The following is a 20,222-nucleotide window of genomic DNA, read 5'->3' as shown; positions in this document are numbered from 1 at the left end:
TTGGCGTGCCACTTTGAGTGGTGGGTCATGAATTACTAAACAATGTGGACTGCCAAGCGCAATGAACTTGGCGTGCCACTTTGTTTGGTGGGTCATGACCCACCCTATGCGGCATTGGCGTAATCGCGCAGGCCGGTGACCAGCGCGTCGAATACCACGCGGCAGGCGCGGTGGTTGCGCAGGTCGCCGTGCATGGCCAGCCAGGTGTCCATCGGCCAGTTGAATTGATCGGCCATCACCTGCACCAAGCCGTACCGCCGCGCCAGCCCCACCTGGCACACGCCCACGCCGAAACCCGCGCGCGTGGCCGCCAGTTGCATCACGTCGCTATCCGCACGCAGCGCCATACGTTCGCGCCGCAGCCCGCCGATGCGGCTTTGCACCTCACGAATAAACGGCGTCTCGCTATCAAAGCCGATCAGGCCATGGCGGCCTAATTCATCCCAACTCTGCGGCGCGCCGTGGCGGGCCAGATAGTCCGGCGTGGCGTGCAAGCCAATATTGATGGTGCCGATAAACTGCGCCACCAAGGCATCCTGCTGCGGCCGCACCCCGCGCACGGCGATATCGGCATCACGCCGCAGCAAATCTTCCACCCGATTGTTGAGCATGATTTCGAGCACCAGCTCGGGCCACTGCGCGCGGAGCTGCGCCAGCATTGGCGGTAACACTTCAACGCCAATCATTTCGCTAACGCTGATGCGCACCGTGCCGCGTACGCCCTCGCCCAAGCGGGTCGCCGCGCGGCTGAGGGCAGCGGTGGTGGCGTCCAGCTCTTCGGCATATTGCCGCAAGGCCAGCGCCGCTTCGGTCGGCACGAGGCCCGACGGCGAGCGGCTGAACAGCGCAATCTGCAGCGCGGCCTCCAGCGCCTCGATGTGGCGCCCCACGGTCGGCTGCGTCAAGGCCAGTTGCCGCGCCGCGCCCGACAGCGAGCCTTCGCGCAAAACCGCCAGAAACGTGCGGTACAGGGTCCAGTCGGGCTGGATGGGTGAGATTGGATCGGCCATACAAATTTGTATATCAACCATCCGTTTTTCGTCAATTTTCTTTTAACCGCGCACAAGCCACACTGATTGCATCAACTCCCCCACAAGGAACACAAGTCATGGCAAAAACAGCATTGGTATTGGGCGCAACCGGTGGCATCGGCGGCGAAATCGCAAGACAGCTGGTCGCCGCAGGTTGGCGCGTACGTGGCCTGCGTCGCAAAGCCGGCGGGCCGGATCAGAGTGGCATCGAGTGGATGACTGGCGATGCAATGCAACGCGCCGATGTATTGCGCGCGGCAGAGGGCGCTGAGGTGATCGTGCACGCGGTTAACCCGCCCGGTTATCAGCGCTGGTCCGAACTGGTGTTGCCGATGCTGGACAACACGCTGGCCGCCGCTGCGGTCAACCAGGCACGCGTGGTCTTGCCCGGCACGGTCTACAACTTTGGTCCGGACCAGTGGGCCCATATCCTGGAAGGCGCGCCGCAAAATCCACAAACACGCAAAGGCAAAATCCGCGCCGAAATGGAACGCCGTCTGCGCCAGGCGGCCAGTGCGGGCACGCCCGTGCTGATTGTGCGCTTTGGCGATTTCTTTGGTCCGCAAGTGGGCAATAGCTGGTTTGCGCAAGGCCTGGTCAAGCCGGGTAAAGCGGTGACGTCGATCGCCAATCCGGCCCGCCCCGGTGCCGGCCATCAATGGGCCTATGTGCCCGATGCGGCCCGGACGGTGCTGCGCTTGCTGGCCCAAGACAACTTGCCGCCGTTTGCCAATTACCATTTTGGCGGACATTGGGATGCTGATGGCACGCAAATGGCGACGGCCATCCAGCGCGTGGTGCAACAACAAACTGGCCAGGCGCCCGCGATCAAGCGCTTTCCGTGGTGGCTGGTGACATTGGCGTCGCCGGTGGTGACGGTGTTCCGCGAATTACGCGAGATGCGTTATCTGTGGCAGCAATCGGTGCATATGGATAACCGCCAGTTGCTGGCGCAATTAGGCAGCGAGCCGCATACGCCGCTGGATGAGGCCGTGCGCGCCACGCTCAAGGGCCTTAAGTGCCTGTGAGGCGGGCCGATGTACGGGTCACATGCCCTTGTACATCAACACTTCATCGCTCAAGAGGTGCGGGGTTTCCGGCCCGGGCCGACAGGTCTGGAATTCCAGCCGGCTGAGCAATCTGGCCGAGCGATGATTACGCGCCTTGTACGTGGCGTAAAAATCAAACACGCCGTAGTGGGCCAGCAACTCATCCAGCATTGCGCGTACGCCTTCGCTGGCATAACCCTTGCCCCACCACGTGCTGCCCAACTCATAGGCGATGGTTGCGCGGCCCGGTGCATCCAGCGTGGCTTGCACGTAGCCGATGGCAGTGCCGTCCTGCAAACGCAATATCCAGTTAAGCCATTGCTCAAAACCATTGGGCGACTGGCGCGATTCCAGCCGCTGGTATAGCGCGCGCAGGCTGTCCACCGATTTGGGCGGCGCGTTTTCGAATTCGTAAATGGCGGGGTCGCACATCACCGGAAACATCTCTTCGGCATGGCTGGCCAGTTGCGGTTCGAGGGTCAGGCGTTCGGTGCGAAGCAGGCGCATGGTCTTACCGTAGTCAGGGCGTGTGCATAAAAAAAGCCCGCACCAAAGATGCGGGCTGCAGAGTTTACCACCGGCGCGCCGGGCGCCGGGGTGCACACTAACGGTTACGGATAAGTGACCACGTTTTGCGGAATGGTCGAGGTGCCTTGTGCGGTGGTGCCGGTGTTGTTGACCACATGCGTGATCGTCCCCACCCCGCCCAGCGACACGGTAAACACATCGTGCAGCTTCACGCCCGCCACGTTCGGCACTTCAAAGCCATGCAGCGCATTGACCGCCGGGTTGACGTTAAAGAAGCAATAGCTGCCCATGCCCCAACCTTCGTGCGTGGTGACGTTATCGGCCACCTTGTACGCGGCATAACCATTGCCGGCCGGGCTGATCCATGAGGCCTGATCCGGCACGTCATACGGCAGCTCGTTCTGGAAGAAGATGGTCTTGCCGCCCTGACCATTCCACAGCACGTTGTATTTCTCGTAATGCTCCACGAACAGGCCGGTGGCCAGCACGTTGGCGCCGTTGACGATGACGCCGGTGTCAGCCGTGTTGATGTTCCAACCGGTAGCCGACTGGCCGTGGTCCGCACGCCATGCCCAGATGTGATCGATGATCACGTTGCTGCTGTTGACCGTCAGGCTGTTGGTGGCCTTGCCGGCCACCGCGCCACCGATGCGGAAATACACATCCTGGATGGTGGTCGGGTTGCTGGCATGCGAAGCGCTGGCGCCAGTCGGGCCCACTTGCAGCAACGACGGGCTGTTGGTGGTGCCGGCATCAAACAACAGACCAGCCAGACGCACGCCATCGACATCATCCACCGTCACCGCCGTGACGCCGTTATCCGGCACCAGGGTCGGGAAGCCGATACCCAGCACCACGGTGTTGGCGTTGGTGATATGCAGCGACTGGCTTAGATGATAAGTACCCGGCGTAAAGAACAGGTGCAGACCATTGGCCAGGGCGGCATTGATGGTGGCGGCGCTATCGCCTGGCTTGGCCACGTAGAACTGGCTCATCGGCAGCGAAGTACCGGCCGTTGCGCCGCTGGCCCAGCTTGCGCCGGAGGCATTGGTGCGCAGCGAAGGCACGAACACGCGATATTTGCCGGCGCTATCCACGTACAGATACGGCTTGTCACGCGAGACCGGCGTGGTGGCCAGCGTGGTGTACGGTGCGGCTGCGCCCCATGTGGCCGGGAACGACTGCGCCGGTGCGCCGACTACGCCGGAGAACACCATGTTCCACACGCCGTTCTGCCAACCGGCGATATTGGAATCACGCGTGTACCACTGCTGTTGCGAGCCCGAGGTGATCTGGCCATCCACCTTGCTGTCGGCGATATAACCGCCGCTGGCATAACCCTGGCCATCGCCCTGGTTGGACGGACCCAGCGTCAGATTGCCTTTGACGTGGATACGACGCATCGGCGCGGCCTGCGATACGGCCCAACGATCGGTGCCGCCATCGGGCAGGATCGACAGGTTTTCCGCCGAGCGCCAGAAGTTCTGCGTGGCGTTGGAGGTATCACCGTAGTTCCAGCCCGCATCGACATTGATATTGCCGCCGATGGTGACGTCATCCGGGTTCTGCCCCAGGCCTAGCACCGAGGTGTAGAAACCGAGGTTGGCGTACACGCCGGTATAGGTGCCCGGCTTGAACAGGAAGGCATAACGTTGCGCGCCAAACTGCGCGGTCGGGCTCTGGTTCTGCGCATCGAAGGCGGCGTTGAACGCGGCCTGGATGGTGGCAATCGGCGTGCTGCTGTCAAACACCTTCACATTGACGCCAAAGTCAGGGTTATCCGAAGTAGGCGTCGGGGCGGGTGTGGGCGCAGGCGTCGGGGCCGGCGTCGGCACGGGTGTTGGAGCCGGTGTCGGCGCTGGGGTCGGCGCGGGCGTGGGGGCTGGCGTCGGCGCAGGCGTTGGCGCCGGGGTCGGCGCCGGGGTCGGCGTCGAGCCAGCGTAGGTCAGTGTTTGTTGCGGGGTATCGGCAGCCGAACCGTTGGCCTGGCCGATGGTGAACGAATACTTGATCACTGCACCGGCAGGCACACCGGTGATCTGGTAGCTGTTGTTGCCGTTGTTGGCGGTCATGCGCACATTGATCTGGCCGCCATTATTGATCGAGTAATGCACGTCGGCCCACGTGCCGCCATTGGCATAGAACGCCACGACGCCACCGGCCAGCGCGGTTGCGCCATAGCTGGTTGCGGGTGTCGGCGCCGGCGTTGGCGCGGGGGTCGGCGCGGGCGTGGGGGCTGGCGTCGGTGCGGGGGTCGGTGCAGGTGTTGGCGTCGGGGTCGCCGCGCCGGTATAAGTGAAGGTCGTCCACGCCGTGTCGACGGCTGAGCCATCGCTCGAGCCCACGGTGTAGAAGAACTTGACCGTCGCGTTGGCGGGAATGCCCGTCACGGTATAGGTGTTGTTGGTGCCGCTGTTGGTCATGCGCACATTGAGCTGGCCACCCCCATTAATGGTGTAGTGGATATCCGCCCAGGCCGCGCCATTGACATAAAACTGCACGCTACCGCCCGCTTGCTGCGTATAGCCAGTGGTGGCCGCCGCCTGCGCGCTGGGGGTAATGGCCATCAGGCCGACTGCCACCAACGGTGCGGGCATGGCGGTGACTGCCGCCAGCGCCAGCGCCAGCACGCGCTGGCGGCCTTGTTTGTACTGCGTATTACTTTGCATTTTTTGTCTCCTCCGGTTTTTCGGGTACTACGGTACAGCCATGAAATCGCTTTCATGGTTGTGGGAACGCATAGTGGAGACAAGTAAATGCTTTACCCTACCTGACGCTAAAAACAAGATACAAAGCGTGACGCGGCGCGGCCTGGACGTGTAGGCGGCAGAATTTGACTACACGTGTACAGCCGACGAACGTCATGTTTCGGTGCGTCGAAGGCCGCGGCTGCGCCGCACATTAGCGCGCCGCCAAGCCTTGCAAAATCAGTATGTTAGAGTTTAATAATGCAGAATTGCACCAAGATAAAGCACGCCGAGCTGTCTCCACAGAAAGCGCTTTCATGCTGTAGTTTCGCGTAGAAACCTGTGAAACAAATCGCAGCCGGGCGGGCTTTTGACGCCGTTCAGCCACACATCGCGTTATGCAAATGCCATCACGGCCCCAGATGCACTGCGTCTCGTTTATGCTTACATCCTGTTCTGACGCCTGAAGGAAAGGCCGTTGATTGCGCCTGACATCCCCTTTGACGAAGCCAGCCGATTACTGCTGTTAAGTAGTCTGCGCATACTCGACTCCGCGCCCGAAGAAGAATTCGACCGTATCACGCGGGTGGCGCGCCAGGCCATGAATGTGCAGACGGCGCTGGTTTCGCTGATCGACACCGATCGCCAGTGGTTCAAATCAAAAATCGGCCTGGAGGCGTGTGAGACGCCGCGTGATATCTCGTTTTGCGGCCACGCCATCCTCAGCGACGAGCTGTTTGTGATTGGCGATGCGCAACAAGACCCGCGTTTTTTTGATAATCCGCTGGTCACGCAGGCGCCCTTTATCCGCTTTTACGCGGGCTACCCGATCAAATCGCTGGAAGGCGTGCGGCTGGGCACCTTGTGCGTGTTCGATTCGCGCCCGCGCCATCTCACGTCGTCCGAAGCCGCGATGCTGAAAGACCTGGGCGCGCTGGTTGAACGCGAGTTTGCCCATCGCGAAACCGCCACCATCGCCATGCAATCGCACGCCAAAGGGCTGGAGCAGGTGCTCGAAAGCCGTACCGATCTGGACGTGACCTTCGAGCAAGCCGCCACCGGGCTGGCCTGGGTGGCGCTGGACGGCACGTGGATGCGGGTTAACCAGCCGCTGTGTGATTTCCTCGGTTACACCAACCAGGAACTGATGGCGCTGACCTTCCAGGACATCACCTATCCCGACGATCTGCGCATTGATCTGCAGTCGCTGGAAGATTTGCTGGCGGGCCTGATCGACCACTACACGCTGGAAAAGCGCTATGTGCGCAAAGATGGCCAGGTGGTGTGGGCCAAGCTGACCGTGTCGTTGCGCCATCATGCCGATGGCACGCCGCAGCACTTTATTTCGGTGGTGGAAGATATCCAGCGGCGCAAAGCGTCGGAATCGGCGCTGAAAAACCTGCGCGATACGCTGGAGCAACGCGTGGGCGAACGCACCGCCGCGCTGCAACAGGCCAATCAAAGCCTGTCGATCGCCGTTAACCAGCAACTGGAAGCACAGGCGCAATTACGCCGCAGCGAGGCGCTGCATCGCAGCGTACTGGAGACCGCCGCCGATGCGTTTATCAGCATCGACGCCCACGGTTTGATCATCGAATGGAACCGTAAAGCCGAACAAATTTTCGGCTGGTCGCGCGCGGAAGTACTGGGCCAGCTGATTGAAGAAACGCTGATCCCGCCTACCTATCGGCAACGGCATACGCGCGGGCTGGTTAATTTTTTGCAGACAGGCCAGGCCGTGGTGCTGGACCGCGTGCTGCAACTGCCCGCGCGCCGCCGCGATGGCGTGGATGTGCCGGTCGAGATGACGATTTCGCACGTTTCGGTGGATGGCCAGGTGCGCTTTAACGCGTTTCTGCGCGATGTGTCGGCGCGGCAAGAAGCCGAAGCCGCGGTACGCCGCAGCCAGCAAGAATTGCGCACCATTACCGACAGCCTGCCCGTGCTCGTCGCCGAAATTGATACCGACGGCGTATATCGCTTTGCCAATGCCACCTGGCACCGCTGGTATGGTGTTGAACCGGGCTCGTTGATCGGGCTTAAATTTGGCGAAGCGCCGCCGCTGCAGCACAGCCCGCAATTGCAGCAATATCTGCGGCGGCTGCACGAAAATCCGTACGCCACGCTGGAAGTGCAAACGCTGCAGGAAGACGGCGAGCATTGGGAACATTACGATGCAGTGCCCCGCCCCAATGCCGACGGCAAGGTGGGCGGCTATTACGTGATGGTGCAGGACATCACCGCGCGCAAAGAGCTGGAACATTCCTTGTCGCGGCAAGCCATGGAGGATGCGCTGACCGGCTTGTCCAACCGGCGCGGCTTTGAGCAACACTGGCACCGCGCCACCGAGCGCGCCAAGCGCGTGGGCAAAGAATGTGCATTGCTGTATCTCGATCTGGACGGTTTTAAAGGCGTTAACGATACCCACGGCCATGACGTGGGCGATGCGGTGCTGATTGCGTTTGCCGCACGCCTGACTCAATGCATCCGCCAGTCCGATATCCCGGCCCGCCTGGGCGGCGACGAGTTTGTGGTGGTGCTGGAATTTTTAAGCCAGGGCATGGCCGATGCCGAAAACGTCGCACGCAAGATTATCGACGCAATGCGCGAACCGCTGATGGCCTATGACCAGGCGTTAACGCTGTCCACCAGCATCGGCATCGCCAGCTTCCAGTCCTGCGGACAGGACGCGCGCATGTGCGTCAACATGGCCGACGAAGCGTTGTACACCGCCAAGCGCGCGGGCAAGAACCGCTATGCGTCCGCGCCCATCGTTAATCCCTGACGCGCGTGAGAACGTCGCTACCGTATTCGCCTACACCACGCGCCGGGCCAGTCTGACTGCAGCCCGCGCGCCGTGGTTGCATGCTGAAAGCCTGTTCACCCAAAGGAGCAGGACCATGCCACGCGGCGATAAATCGGCTTATACCGACAAGCAAAAACGGCAAGCGGAACATATCGAGGAAGGCTACGAAGAGCGCGGTCTGTCGGAAGGCGAGGCAGAACGTCGCGCCTGGGCCACCGTCAACAAAACCACAGGGGGCGGCAAAAAGTCAGGCTCGGGCGTCGGCAAGGCCGAAAACCACGAGCCGGAACATAAAGGTGGACGCCTGGGCGGTGCCGCATCGGCGCATCGCACTGCGGCGGAACGTTCTGCGTCTGCCCGCAAAGGTGCGGAGACGCGCAAACGTAACGCAGCCGCGCGATCTCATTCACATCACTAAGCTCGGGCAGCCGCCCTGCCCCGTTGCTACACCAGCGCGGCGGTGGGGCACGGCACGCCAGTGATGTCGGCCACCATCTCCTGCAGCTCGTCCCAGTCGGAGGCGAATTCGCTGAAGGCGGCGACGGACTTGTGTTCCATGTCGCGGCAATGGCTGCTTTCCACCGGATACCCCAGCACCGCCAGCGCGCCCGCCAGCGCGTGCAGCTTGCTGCGCCACAAGCTGGTATCGGCGTTGGCGTAGGCCACATTCAGTTGCTGCATGTCGTTGAGCAATGCCGCGCGCACCAGCGTGTCCATGGTGCCGGGCTCGATGGTTTCGACTTCGATACCGGGTGGCAGCGCTTGTGGCTCAACGGGCGCTTGCAGACGGCGCGGATCAAATAGCTGTAACGCTTCGGCCAGTTGCGTGGTGTTGACCGGCTTGCTCAGATAAACATCAATGCCGGCATCGCGACAGCGCTGGCGCTCGTCCTGCAGCACACATGCGCTGATCGCAATCAAAGGCAGTTGTACGCCTTGCACGCGTAGACGTCGCGCCAACTCGTAACCATCCATGGTCGGCATCTGGATATCAGTGATAACCCAGTCGTATTGCTGCTGTTCAATCTGCCGCAGCGCTGCGGCGCCGTCGGCCACCACATCCACCGCCACACCCAGCGATTGCAGTTGCTGGCGCATGATGGTCTGGTTAATCAGGTGGTCTTCCACCAACAGCACACGCCCGGTTAAGGCCGCAGTGGGTACGTTGGCGAGCGCGGCTGGTTCGGCCAATGGCAATGCGCCCTCATCCCCTGATTGCGCCAGTTGCTGCACCAGCGTTAACAATTGCAGATGCGCCAGGCTGGAACACTGCACGGGCTGGGTGTGCCGATCCAGCAAAACCGGGCCGTTCTGGCTCAACACAATCTGCGGCACTGGCGGATTGCCGCAAGGCGCGGTAGTGGCGGCGGTATCGGTAATCTGCACCACCGCGTCCTGATCGGGGCCGACGCATTGGGCGCCGCAGGCTTGCAGCCAGCGCGTGGTCTCGGCATACAAACCACTGTGTTCCAGCGCGGCATGCACGCGAATGCCGCTCAGATCAGGGCGCGCCGCAATGCTTTGCGCTGCAACGGCTGTCCACGGCAAATACAGGCTGAAACAAGCGCCCAGGCCGGGCTCGCTGGTGAGGGTGATCTTGCCGCCGAGCAAGCCTGCCAGCCGCTTGCAGATCGACAGGCCGAGGCCCGTGCCGTCATAACGGCGTGTGTCGGACTGATCGGCCTGCACAAACGGGTCAAACAAGCGAGCCTGGTCCACCGGCGCAATGCCGGGACCGCTGTCGATCACACGCAAAATCAGCACCTGATCTTCCTGCATGGCGGACAAGCGGATGCGCCCGCGCGCAGTAAATTTAATGGCGTTGCCCAGCAGATTGCTCAACATCTGCCGTACGCGGCCACCGTCAATGTCCACTTCGGCGGGCAGCGCAGGGTCGATGTCGAGATACAGCGCCAGGCGTTTGGCGGTAGCGGCCGGTTCGAAGCTGCGGGCGACGTCTTCCAGCAATTCCAGCAGATTGCAGCGCGTGGGATGGATCGTCATTTCGCCCGCTTCGATCTTGCTGAAATCCAGCACGTCGTTGATGGTGCCGAGCAAGGCGTGCGCCGAGCGCTGGATGATGCCGAGGCGGTCACGTTGCTGGACATCCAGCGCCGTCAAGCCCAGCAGCTCGATGCCACCGAGCATGCCGTTCAAGGGCGTGCGGATTTCATGACTCATGGTGGCCAGAAACTCGGATTTGGCGCGGTTGGCGCGTGCGGTTTCGGCCAGCGCGCTTTTCATGCGGGTCTCGCTGGCGCGGATGGCGGTGGTGTCGTGCAGCGTGATCAGCTTGGCGGGCTTGGCATCGGCCAGTGTGGCAATCAGCCGCACGGTCACAACGCGACCATGCCCACCATCCGGCAGTACGGTTTCAAATTCGGTCACTGCCGTTTCGGGCTGCCTGCGCATGCGTTCGCGACTGAGCGCAATCAGATCGGTACATGCCTCGCCCACGCTGAGGTAGTGCTGCGCCAGCGCATTGATTTCCAGCACCTCGCCGCTTTCGCGCGCGACCACCAGCAAGCCCACCGGCGCGGTCTGGAAGATGCTGCGATTGAGCGCTTCGCTTTCCTGCACCCGCTGCGATTGTTGCTCGGTGGGCCGCAACAAGGTGCGGTCGATCCAGTACAGCCAGCCGCTAAGGCCCGCGATCAATACCAGTGCGAACAGCGCCAGGGCCATCGCGCCACCGCGGACATCGCTGGCGATCTGGCTCGCGCTGATGCGTGCCACGGCATACCAGTCGGGCTGCCCCAGCGGGCTGACCAACAGCACATTCAAGTCGAGACCGTTGCCGCGCACCCATTGCCATTGCGTCTGTTGCGCCAAGCCATGTTGTTGCTGGCCCAGCCGCGTGTACAAATCACGCAGCGCGGGCGAGGTGTCTTTAACCGGCAACCAGTTAGCGCCGTGTTGCAGTATCAGGTCGAAGTCATCGCCAAAACGCGCGTCGGCCGGGGCAATCTGGCTGGCGGGAAGATCCAGCCCCACCACCACGGGCGCGTGCTCGGGCGACTGCAGCAAGGCGGCGATGCGCAGTACGGGCGCGTTGTTGAATGCATCGTGCGCGGGTGTCAGCAGGAGGGTGCGTTCTGGCGCAGCGGCCAGCCGCGCCACCAGGGCCGGATCGCCCAACTCGCGGCGCATGCTGTCGCCAAAGTGCTTTTGCCAGCCGGCGTCCGACAGTTTGATCCGTCCCAGCACCGGGTTTTGCGGAATCACATAGAGCGGGGCATCGCCCTGTCCCACCAGCCAGGTATTGCCATCCTGGCCTTCGGCCGCGCCCGTCTGACGCCACGAGAACGCAATAATATCGGCCAGTGGGCGCACAGCATCCGGCGTGGCCGGATCAGTTGCCACGGGCGGTACGCGGAAAACCACGCTGGCGTTGGCGGATGGCCGCAACGGCAAAGCGGCGTGCAGCGGCAGATCGTCGATGGCGGCGCGCGCACGTTGCAGCATGGCCTGGCTGCTGGCCAGACGGGCTGCGGCGTTGCGGCTGTTGACGTCAAAGCTGGAGGCATATTGTTCGATGGCGGCGCGGACCTGGTAATGCAGCACCACGCCTGCGGAAACCAGACCGATGGCGCCACCCAGCAAGGTAAACGCCATCACCAGCACGCGAATCTGGTGCACGGACAGGGACAAGGCAGGCCATTTGTCGAGCAAGGCGCGGCGATTCATGGCTGGCTCCTTGCGGACCGGGCGGCGGGAGGTTGATGGCGGGGAAAATGGGGACGGAACACGGTGCGCTCTCTTTGCGACCATGGCGGACGCAACGAAGGAAAGAGCATCATTCTGGGCAGTCGACCTGCGCCGCGTTAATCAGCTAATTCTTAAAACCGGAAATTGGGATCCGCCGCTGACTGCGCGTATTGCTCAAGCCAGAGCGCCGCGTAATCCACCAGCGCCGCGCCGTGTAATTCGATGCCCTCGCGCGCCGTGTTGGCGCACGCTTCCAGCATGGCGCAAGCGTCCGCAATGTCCTCCCCCTCGGGCGCCTGCACAAACGCGCCGCGGATGCGATGCGCCAGCCGCTGGATTTCGGCCAGATCATGCATTTGCAGCGCGTGCTGCACGGCCGCCAGGTCACTGCGCAGCGTTTGCGCGCGCAATGCGTTCAGATCATGGCGCGGCGCATCCGTCGGCGGGGCTGTGGCGCTGGCGTGGCTGGGCAGGCCGATCTGCGCCAGGGCTTGCGCCAGCGTTTCCAGGAGCAGCGGCTTGGCCAGGCATAAAGTCATGCCGGCGGCCCGGCCTTGCTCGATTTCGCCAGACATCAAACTGGCGGTAATGCCAATCACGGGCAGCATGATGCTTTGCGCGCGCAATTGTCGCGTTAACGCCAGCCCATCCAGCAAAGGCATATTGAAATCGGTCATCAGCAGATCAATGCGGTGATCGCCCTGCAACCGCAGCGACGCCTGCTGGCCATCGGCGACGGCCTCTGCGGTGCAGCCCAGCGCTTCGAGCTGTTGCACCAATAACTGCTGGTTGACGGGATGATCGTCCGCCACCAGCACATGCGCGTCGAAGCGGCGCGGCGTGTTCGCCAGCGATACCGCCGCTGGCGTCAACTGTGCCAACGGCATTTGCAGCGCCAAGGTGAACGTGCTGCCCTGCCCCGGCGTGGATTGCAAGCTAATCTGCCCACCCAGCAAATGCGCCAGGCGCTGGCTGATCGACAAGCCAAGGCCGGTGCCGCCAAAACGACTAGCCGGATTGGCGTCGGCTTGCTGGAATGGCTGAAACAAGCGCGCCGCCGTCGCCGCATCGATGCCGATGCCGGTATCTCTCACGGCAAGCTGCAGCGCCACCTGTTGCTCAGATAAAGGCGTGGCGTGCACCGCTACGGTTACCGTGCCCGCAGGCGTGAACTTGAGCGCATTCGCCAACAGATTGGCCAATATTTGCCGCAGCCGCGTGGCGTCGCTCAGTACGACGGGCAGATCGCTGGCGTAATCGCGGCGCAATTCCAGCCCTTTTTGCAGCGCCAGCGCCTGATAGCCATCCAGCGTGCTGTCGATCAGGCTGCTGAGTTTGAACGGCGCCAGCTGCAGCGGCATCGCCCCCGCTTCGATGCGTGAGTAATCCAGCAAATCGTCAATGATATGCATCAGCGCCGTGGACGAAGCCTGCGCCATCGCCAGTTGCGCCTGCTGCGATGCCTGCAACGGGCTGCGCGCCAGCAGCTCCAGCGTGCCCAGCATGCCAAATAACGGGGTACGGATTTCGTGGCTGATGCTGGCCAGAAACGACGATTTGGCCGCATTGGCGGCTTGCGCCGCGCGCCCGGCGGCAGCGATGGCGTGTTGTGCTTGCAAGTCGGGCAGCAACACCCGGCGCGCCACCCAGCGCCCGCCCAGCAACACCAGCAGCAGCGCCACCAGATAGAGCGCCAGCGCCGCCGCGGCAGGCAACGCCATCGCCTGCAATACCGGCAAAGCGGCGAACCCGGCGATGCCTTGCCAGGCGGAGCCCGGCGCATGCGTGCCGATCCACAACGTATCGCCCGCCCAGGCGTGTCCCGGCGGACCGTACAAGGGCCCATTGCGTGCCAGCAGTGCCGGCGAAGGCATGTTACGGCCGTCGCCTGTGGCATCAAACAACAGTGCGGGTGCGTGATGGCCCGGATCGATCAGCACCAGATTGCCGTTGATTGCGTGGTCATAGATGGTCTCGCGCAATTGCAGTGGCATCAGGCTGATCAGTCGATTGCCAATCAACATGCCTTGGGGCTGGCCTTGCGCGTTATTCAGATGCGTAACGCGGCGCAAGACCGCCAGCCCGCTGATGGCGTCGTGCTGTACCTGTGTTTCATGCGCGGGGTCCGCACTGAGCACCGCTTGCGTTAGATGTTGCAACGCGGCGGCCGCATCCAGTGGCGGCTGCATCAAATGGCGCATCACTGAGGGCTGCGCGAACAACGCGGCCATCTTGCCGTCTTCGCTGCGATAGACCAGATAACCGTCGGCGTCGCCGGGAAACGAAATCCGGCTGATCAGATGCAGCCGCGCCAGTGCGCGCGCCTGCAAGGTGCTGATCGGCGCGGCCTGAGCACTGCGCAACAGCAGGAACGGCGTGCTGGAATCTTCGATGCGCACTGCGCCCCAGCCGCCTACCGGCACCTGATTGAGCAATCCGGCCCAGCGCTGCGCGCTGTCGGCGCCAGCGGGCTGTGATGGTTCTTTTAGCAGCCCGGAGGTGGTGTCCAGAAAATGCGTGTAAATGCTGCGCGCTTCAGCCAGTCGCTCGACATGTGCCTGCGTCCGCAACGCGAGGCGCGCCAGCGTGTCATCCAGCAAAAAGCGGCACCACGCCACCAGCGCCAGCGTAAACAACAGCAGCAGCGTGGCCACGCCAAGCCACAGCCCGCGCAGCACCAGCTGGCCGTGGCGCTGAATACGGATTTGCTCTGGACTAGTCTCAGCGGGCGTGGCGGTCACGTCGGTCCTGGCGGTGCAGCCGTGGGGGTGGTGATGCCCGTTATAGGCGACGCAGCGCCGCAACACTACGCCAGATGACCAGCGACGGCGCTTACAGCAACACCTGGCGGTGCTGCCGCTGAAACTGGTGCAAGGCGGTCTCGACGGCGGGGTCGGTCGGTTGCAGCGGCCCCAGGCCATGCGGACAGGGCAAGCTGGGCGTGGTGCCAAACAGGCGGCAAATCAGCGGGCGCTCGGCATACACCGTGCAGCCTTGCGGGCCCAGATACACGCAGTCGAGATGCTCCAGCGCGGCGGCATGCTCAGCCGCCGATTTGGGCGGCAGGCGTTGCACTTCGGTCGATGTGGCAGTCACGGGCCCACAGCAATCATGACAGTCCGGTTTGCAGGCAAAGCCGGGAATGCGATTGCGGAAAAAACGGATTTGCTGAACGACATCAGACATCGGCGGGCCAGTTGGCAAAGGTGCGACGCGGCATTGTAGCTGGCGCAGGCGGACACGCCGTGGCCGGGCGACAAACCGCACTTCGCCTGCCGCTGGCCGCCGGCCGTTGCCGTTTACCGCACCCGACTGGCCCCAGGTCACCGGTTAAACAGCGGGCAGATCGACCCACCGGTTGGCGGAGGTCAGGCAGGCCGATCCTTGTAAAACTTGATCCACGTCAAAGTTTGAATGGCCATGCTACGACTTAATACAACACGGCAATCGATTTACGAAATTTGATTGCTATTAACTATCAAACCCATCGCCTTGTGGCCTGCCCTTACGTTCTCGCCCCACTGCCCGGGTTTCAACTTTTTATGGGACTCAGTTCATGACCGATCACAAAAAGCTCACCACCGCCGCTGGCGCACCGGTAGTGGATAACCAGAACATCATGACCGCAGGGCCGCGCGGCCCGGCGCTGCTGCAGGATGTGTGGATGCTGGAGAAACTGGCGCACTTTAACCGCGAAGTGATTCCGGAACGCCGCATGCATGCCAAAGGCTCGGGCGCATATGGCACGTTTACCGTCACGCATGACATCACTCGCTACACCCGCGCGAAAATATTTTCGCAAATTGGCAAGAAAACCGAGATGTTCGCCCGCTTTACCACCGTGGCCGGTGAGCGCGGCGCGGCCGATGCCGAACGCGATATCCGCGGCTTTGCGCTCAAGTTCTACACCGAAGAAGGCAACTGGGATTTGTGTGGCAACAACACGCCGATTTTCTTTATGCGTGATCCGCTCAAGTTTCCCGATCTGAACCGGGTGGTCAAGCGCGACCCGCGCACCAACATGCACAACGCCACCAGCAACTGGGACTTCTGGTCGTCGATGCCCGATGCGCTGCACCAGGTCACCATCATCATGAGCGATCGCGGCATTCCGGCCAGCTATCGCCATATGCATGGCTTTGGCTCCCATGCGTTCAGCTTTATCAGCGCGGACAACCAACGCTACTGGTGCAAATTTCACTTCAAGACGCAACAAGGCATCAAGAACCTGAGCAACGCCGAAGCCGAAGCGCTGATCGGCAAAGATCGCGAAAGCCATCAGCGCGATCTGTACGAAGCCATTGAGCGCGGTGACTTTCCCAAGTGGACGCTGTACGTGCAGATCATGCCCGAGGCCGAAGCCGCCACCGTGCCGTACAACCCGTTTGATCTGACCAAAACCTGGCCGCACGGCGACTACCCCTTGATCGAAGTCGGCTATTTTGAACTGAACCGCAATCCGGAAAACTTCTTCGCTGAAGTCGAACAATCGGCCTTTAACCCGGCTGCCGTGGTGCCGGGCATCGGTTTCTCGCCGGACCGCATGCTGCAAGCGCGGCTGTTTGCCTATGGCGATGCGCAACGCTATCGCCTGGGCGTTAACCATCACCAGATTCCGGTGAACGCGCCGCGCTGCCCGTTTAACAGCTACCACCGCGATGGCGCGGTGCGCGTGGATGGCAACAACGGCAGCCGGATCGGGTACGAGCCCAATAGCCAGGGCGAATGGGCCGAACAGCCGGAATTCCGCGAACCGCCGCTGGCCATCGACGGCGCGGGCGATCACTGGAATAACCGCGAAGACACCGATTTTTATTCGCAACCGGGCCAATTGTTCCGCCTGATGACGCCGGTGCAGCAACAAGCGCTGTTTGAAAACACCGCGGGCGCCATGGGCGGCGTTCCGCAAGACATCCAGCTGCGCCACATCATCAACTGCTACAAGGCCGATCCGGCCTATGGCCGCGGTGTGGCCAGTGCGCTGGGGATTGATCTGGCCAAGGTCTGTCCGCATCTGCCGGCCTAAGCGCACGCCCTCGCGTGCGAACCCGCCCTGTCCGGCTTGCCCCGGGCGGGGCTTTTTTATGCGCAATGGCGGGCTGTTACGTACGCGCCAGGCGCGATCTGTTTATAGTGGCGGCCACACGCATCCCCGACACTGAGTTCCCCCCTCACTCGCACGGAGCACGGCATGGCTACGATCAATTTCGGCAATACGGCTGCAGATTACCGACGCTATCGCGCGGGCTTTCCGGCCGATTTTTTTATCCAGGCCGCAGCGCATGGGGTGGGCTTGCCGGGACAGCAGATTCTGGACATCGGCACCGGTACCGGCACGCTGGCGCGCGGATTTGCGCAACGCGGCGCCACCGTCATCGGCATGGACCCGGCCAGTGCGTTGCTGGAACAAGCGCGTGCGCTGTCGGAGCAAGAAGGTGTGCAAGTGGATTATCGCGAAGGCCGCGCCGAACACACGGGCCTGGCCGACGCGTCGCTGGATGTCGTCACCGCAGGCCAATGCTGGCACTGGTTTGATCGCCCCGCCGCCGCGCAGGAAGCATGGCGCGTGTTGCGCCGCGGCGGCACCTTGATGATGGCGCATTTTGACTGGCTGCCCTTGCCGGGCAACGTGGTGGCGGCCACCGAAGATCTGATCCTGCAATTCAATCCGCAATGGAACGCCGCGGGCGGCACCGGCATCCATCCGCGCTGGTTTGCTGACCTCAGCACCGCGGGCTTTAGCGGCATCCAGTCGTTCTCGCTGGATGTACCGGTTTACTACAGCCACGAAGCCTGGCGCGGCCGCATTCGCGCCAGCGCAGGCGTGGCCGCCAGCCTGGATGCCGACAGCGTGGCCCGTTTTGACGCGGCGCTGGCCGAACTGTTGCGCCAGCACTTTCCGGCCGACCCCGTGCTGACGCCACATCGCGTCTTTGCGGTGTGGGGACGCAAATATCCGGCCGAGTGACGCGAAGCACCCCACGGTGCGCCGTCTGATCGTCCGTCCCCCAACCATCAAGGAAGCGCATGCCTGCCCCACCGCTCAGCACTGTCCGTCTGGAATTACACCCCGCCACGGCCGAAGATGCGGCGGCCGTGTTGGCGTGGCAGCGCGCCAATCGTACGCATTTGCAAGCGTGGGAGCCGCTGCGCGCCGATGCGTTTTATACGCTGGAGGCGCAGCGCGCAAGGCTGCAGGCACAAGCCGACGCCACCGCTTCGGGCGCTGCGTTGCATTGGCTGATCGTGTGCAAACAGCGCGATGTACTGATCGGCGAATGCGCGCTGACCAACCTGGTGCGCGGCTTATTTCAGGCCTGCCATCTGGGCTTTGCCCTGGCCGCCAGCGCCCAGGGTCAGGGTCTGATGGCGGAGGCGCTCGGCAGCGTGATTGAGCACGCGTTTGCCGAGCTCGATCTGCATCGCATCATGGCCAACTACCGCCCGGAAAACCTGCGCAGCGCGCAATTGCTGCGCCGCCTTGGTTTTGAGCGCGAAGGCTTTGCCCGCGCTTATCTCAAAATAAATGGGCAGTGGGCCGACCATGTGCTGACGTCCTTGCTCAATCCGGCACATGCGTCTTGATTGAGGCTGTCTGGCTTAGCCCCAGAATGGTTTCGGCCGCACGCTGGTGCGATCCAGACCGCGTTCGAACAGCAGGATGTCTTGCACGGCGCGTACGGTTTGTGCGGCGCCCGCGATGTAGATGGCCGCGGGAGTCGGCAAATCGAGCATGCGCGCCATCGCTGGCTGGCGTGATGCTTTGCCGCCCGCCTGATCAAGCCAGGTAAATGGCAATTCCAGTTCGTCCAGCAGGCTCGCGATGCGCGTGTCGCCTTCGATAAAGCCTTCGCAGCGGCCTTGTGCCGCCCGGCTGATGGCGGCAAACGGGGCCAGCGTGGTGGCGTCGCCAAAAAACCAGTGCGTCTGGCGCGCCAGATCCAGCGTAACGCGCCCCGAAAAACCGCGCAGCCACACGTTATCGCCCACGGTCAGCAAGCTGGCCCAAGCACTGCCCGGGCCGCGACCATGCAGATGCACCAGCAATTCGATGCGACCTCGCGTGGCGTCAAAGCGATATACCGAATATTTGCGACCCACGCGCTGTGTGGCGCCATCGATATACACGCTCACCGCGCGGCCCGGCGCGTAATCGGTCATGTGCTTGAAGCTTTCGGCTTCGAGCGTGATATGGCGCAACACACCTTGCAGCGTACGTACCTGCACGACGGCCGCGCGATGTTGCGTTTCGTGTTTCACCCAGGTTTTAACGGTTTCCAGAATGCTCATAACGAATCTCCGGCCCACGGTCAGGCGCTTTTAGTTATCTTACGATATAGGTCGCAAGATATATCTAAAGATATAAAACGCCAAGATCGTGATGACGAGCGGATGCCATTAGCATGACATCCGTCGCAAATCGGCCTCAGTCCGCTAGCCTTCGCAGCTGTAGCGGTAGTCGTCGGCCAGCCGCAGCTTGCGCACCAACGAGCTGATATGCGCACTCAGTGTGGCGGCGCATAACGCATCGCGCGCGCCATTGGTGTTTTGCCGATAGGCCGAGTCATATTCGATATTGAAGACGGCTTTGCCCGCGCTGATAAAGTTGCTGGCGTAGTGGTCGCATTCGCCCAGTGAATAGCACTGCTCGTTCACCGCAAAATCAAAATTCGACACCAGGCTGCTGGCCTGGCCCAGATCATTTTTAAGGCCGACGCTCAGGTTGAGCGCATGCGCCTGGGCGGCGATAAAGCGGTTGTAATCCAGCTGCGTGGCGGCAGTCAGCGGCAAGCCGGGCGTATTGGTGTAGCCATCGACGTTATCGGGGTCGACGCCATCGCAGCCTTTGCTTTGCGCCAAGGCCAGCCGCGTTTGCATGATGCTGCGTACATTGGCCGAACGGGTATCGACCCAGTATTCGCCCGGCCAGTTGGCCAGCCCGTTGCCCTGGTCGGCTGCGGCAAACTGCGTGTAGTCGCTGCGCCAGTTCTCGGCGGTCCCTGCGGAGAAATAACAAATGACGTGGCGGCCCTGTGCCTTCAGTGCAGCGATGGTGGCGGTGGGCGTATCAAACAGATCGACGTCATACATTTGCGCGTCGTAGCTGGTGTTCAGCGTGCCGCTAAGCTGGATTTGCCAGGTGCTGTCCTGCGCCGGCACCCAATAGCTGGGCGTTGGGGTAGGCGTGGGCGTCGGCACCGGCGTGGGGGTTGGCGTGGGCGTAGCGACCGGTGTCGGCGCTGGCGTTGGCGTTGGCGACACGCTGGCGCTTGCCCCGCTGCTGTCACCGCCACCGCCACCACATGCGGAAAGAATGGCGGCGACGCTGGCCAGTGCCAGCCACTGCAAAACAGGATGCTTCATCAAGACGTTCCACGCGGGTCGAGTATCAGCGTGTCGTTATGCAGGCTGC

General features: G+C 62.4%; 14 protein-coding genes. 6 read left to right on the top strand and 8 right to left on the bottom strand.

The window, feature by feature from the left end; all coding sequences use genetic code 11:
- Window positions 1-104 precede the first annotated feature (104 nt).
- Window positions 105-1,010 carry a LysR family transcriptional regulator gene (locus WG78_RS03770; protein ID WP_053936447.1) on the bottom strand — a complete coding sequence of 302 codons (906 nt, stop codon included), beginning with the start codon at window positions 1,008-1,010 and terminating at the stop codon, window positions 105-107.
- A gap of 98 nt (window positions 1,011-1,108) precedes the next feature.
- On the opposite strand from WG78_RS03770, the gene WG78_RS03765 reads away from it, so the two are divergent.
- On the top strand, window positions 1,109-2,059 hold the full coding sequence (locus WG78_RS03765) for an NAD-dependent epimerase/dehydratase family protein (protein WP_053936446.1): 951 nt from the start codon (window positions 1,109-1,111) through the stop codon (window positions 2,057-2,059).
- Window positions 2,060-2,077: 18 nt separating this feature from the next.
- On the opposite strand, the gene WG78_RS03760 is transcribed toward WG78_RS03765, so the two are convergent.
- Both WG78_RS03760 and WG78_RS03755 read right to left on the bottom strand, forming a co-directional pair.
- Window positions 2,078-2,587 (bottom strand): GNAT family N-acetyltransferase, encoded by a 510-nt coding sequence (locus WG78_RS03760; protein WP_053936445.1) that lies wholly within the window; start codon window positions 2,585-2,587, stop codon window positions 2,078-2,080.
- Between the two features lie 104 nt (window positions 2,588-2,691).
- On the bottom strand, window positions 2,692-5,277 hold the full coding sequence (locus tag WG78_RS03755; protein WP_053936444.1) for a pectate lyase-like domain-containing protein: 2,586 nt from the start codon (window positions 5,275-5,277) through the stop codon (window positions 2,692-2,694).
- 496 nt (window positions 5,278-5,773) lie between these two features.
- Between WG78_RS03755 and WG78_RS03750 the strand changes: the two genes are divergently transcribed.
- Both WG78_RS03750 and WG78_RS03745 read left to right on the top strand, forming a co-directional pair.
- Window positions 5,774-8,080, top strand: a complete 2,307-nt coding sequence (locus WG78_RS03750) for a PAS domain S-box protein (protein WP_053936443.1) — start codon at window positions 5,774-5,776, stop codon at window positions 8,078-8,080.
- Between the two features lie 115 nt (window positions 8,081-8,195).
- A complete protein-coding gene (locus WG78_RS03745; RefSeq protein WP_053936442.1) occupies window positions 8,196-8,519 on the top strand; it encodes a hypothetical protein in 324 nt (107 codons plus the stop codon).
- A 26-nt stretch (window positions 8,520-8,545) separates the two neighbouring features.
- Here WG78_RS03745 and WG78_RS03740 read toward each other — a convergent pair whose 3' ends face one another.
- The 3 genes from WG78_RS03740 to WG78_RS03730 all read right to left on the bottom strand — a co-directional run bounded on the left by WG78_RS03740 (window position 8,546) and on the right by WG78_RS03730 (window position 14,995).
- Window positions 8,546-11,788: an ATP-binding protein gene (locus tag WG78_RS03740; protein WP_053936441.1), complete on the bottom strand. Its 3,243-nt coding sequence runs from the start codon at window positions 11,786-11,788 to the stop codon at window positions 8,546-8,548.
- Between the two features lie 152 nt (window positions 11,789-11,940).
- Window positions 11,941-14,550 carry an ATP-binding protein gene (locus WG78_RS03735; RefSeq protein ID WP_053936440.1) on the bottom strand — a complete coding sequence of 870 codons (2,610 nt, stop codon included), beginning with the start codon at window positions 14,548-14,550 and terminating at the stop codon, window positions 11,941-11,943.
- A 91-nt stretch (window positions 14,551-14,641) separates the two neighbouring features.
- Window positions 14,642-14,995: a YkgJ family cysteine cluster protein gene (locus WG78_RS03730; protein WP_053936439.1), complete on the bottom strand. Its 354-nt coding sequence runs from the start codon at window positions 14,993-14,995 to the stop codon at window positions 14,642-14,644.
- A gap of 370 nt (window positions 14,996-15,365) precedes the next feature.
- Here WG78_RS03730 and WG78_RS03725 point away from each other — a divergent pair, with 370 nt between their 5' ends.
- From WG78_RS03725 to WG78_RS03715, 3 genes are all read left to right on the top strand, one after another.
- On the top strand, window positions 15,366-16,835 hold the full coding sequence (locus WG78_RS03725; RefSeq protein ID WP_053936438.1) for a catalase: 1,470 nt from the start codon (window positions 15,366-15,368) through the stop codon (window positions 16,833-16,835).
- A gap of 165 nt (window positions 16,836-17,000) precedes the next feature.
- On the top strand, window positions 17,001-17,777 hold the full coding sequence (locus WG78_RS03720) for a class I SAM-dependent methyltransferase (protein WP_053936437.1): 777 nt from the start codon (window positions 17,001-17,003) through the stop codon (window positions 17,775-17,777).
- Between the two features lie 59 nt (window positions 17,778-17,836).
- Window positions 17,837-18,394: a GNAT family N-acetyltransferase gene (locus tag WG78_RS03715; protein ID WP_053936436.1), complete on the top strand. Its 558-nt coding sequence runs from the start codon at window positions 17,837-17,839 to the stop codon at window positions 18,392-18,394.
- Between the two features lie 15 nt (window positions 18,395-18,409).
- Here the strand turns inward: WG78_RS03715 and WG78_RS03710 are convergent, their stop codons facing one another.
- Both WG78_RS03710 and WG78_RS03705 read right to left on the bottom strand, forming a co-directional pair.
- Window positions 18,410-19,099 (bottom strand): siderophore-interacting protein, encoded by a 690-nt coding sequence (locus WG78_RS03710; protein WP_053936435.1) that lies wholly within the window; start codon window positions 19,097-19,099, stop codon window positions 18,410-18,412.
- Window positions 19,100-19,243: 144 nt separating this feature from the next.
- On the bottom strand, window positions 19,244-20,173 hold the full coding sequence (locus tag WG78_RS03705) for an endo alpha-1,4 polygalactosaminidase (RefSeq protein ID WP_053936434.1): 930 nt from the start codon (window positions 20,171-20,173) through the stop codon (window positions 19,244-19,246).
- Between the last annotated feature and the right edge of the window lie 49 nt (window positions 20,174-20,222).

It is taken from the genome of Amantichitinum ursilacus, from assembly GCF_001294205.1.
GTDB lineage: Bacteria > Pseudomonadota > Gammaproteobacteria > Burkholderiales > Chitinibacteraceae > Amantichitinum > Amantichitinum ursilacus.
Note: the sequence above shows the minus strand (reverse complement) of the source record. Positions and strands in the feature narration are given on the sequence as shown.

Excerpts from the sequence above, each read along its gene's own strand:
- WG78_RS03770 (WP_053936447.1), bottom strand. The coding sequence starts at position 1,010 with ATGGCCGATCCAATCTCACCCATCCAGCCCGACTGGACCCTGTACCGC.
- WG78_RS03765 (WP_053936446.1), top strand. The coding sequence starts at position 1,109 with ATGGCAAAAACAGCATTGGTATTGGGCGCAACCGGTGGCATCGGCGGC.
- WG78_RS03760 (WP_053936445.1), bottom strand. The coding sequence starts at position 2,587 with ATGCGCCTGCTTCGCACCGAACGCCTGACCCTCGAACCGCAACTGGCC.
- WG78_RS03755 (WP_053936444.1), bottom strand. The coding sequence starts at position 5,277 with ATGCAAAGTAATACGCAGTACAAACAAGGCCGCCAGCGCGTGCTGGCG.
- WG78_RS03745 (WP_053936442.1), top strand. The coding sequence starts at position 8,196 with ATGCCACGCGGCGATAAATCGGCTTATACCGACAAGCAAAAACGGCAA.
- WG78_RS03740 (WP_053936441.1), bottom strand. The coding sequence starts at position 11,788 with ATGAATCGCCGCGCCTTGCTCGACAAATGGCCTGCCTTGTCCCTGTCC.
- WG78_RS03730 (WP_053936439.1), bottom strand. The coding sequence starts at position 14,995 with ATGTCTGATGTCGTTCAGCAAATCCGTTTTTTCCGCAATCGCATTCCC.
- WG78_RS03725 (WP_053936438.1), top strand. The coding sequence starts at position 15,366 with ATGACCGATCACAAAAAGCTCACCACCGCCGCTGGCGCACCGGTAGTG.
- WG78_RS03720 (WP_053936437.1), top strand. The coding sequence starts at position 17,001 with ATGGCTACGATCAATTTCGGCAATACGGCTGCAGATTACCGACGCTAT.
- WG78_RS03715 (WP_053936436.1), top strand. The coding sequence starts at position 17,837 with ATGCCTGCCCCACCGCTCAGCACTGTCCGTCTGGAATTACACCCCGCC.
- WG78_RS03710 (WP_053936435.1), bottom strand. The coding sequence starts at position 19,099 with ATGAGCATTCTGGAAACCGTTAAAACCTGGGTGAAACACGAAACGCAA.
- WG78_RS03705 (WP_053936434.1), bottom strand. The coding sequence starts at position 20,173 with ATGAAGCATCCTGTTTTGCAGTGGCTGGCACTGGCCAGCGTCGCCGCC.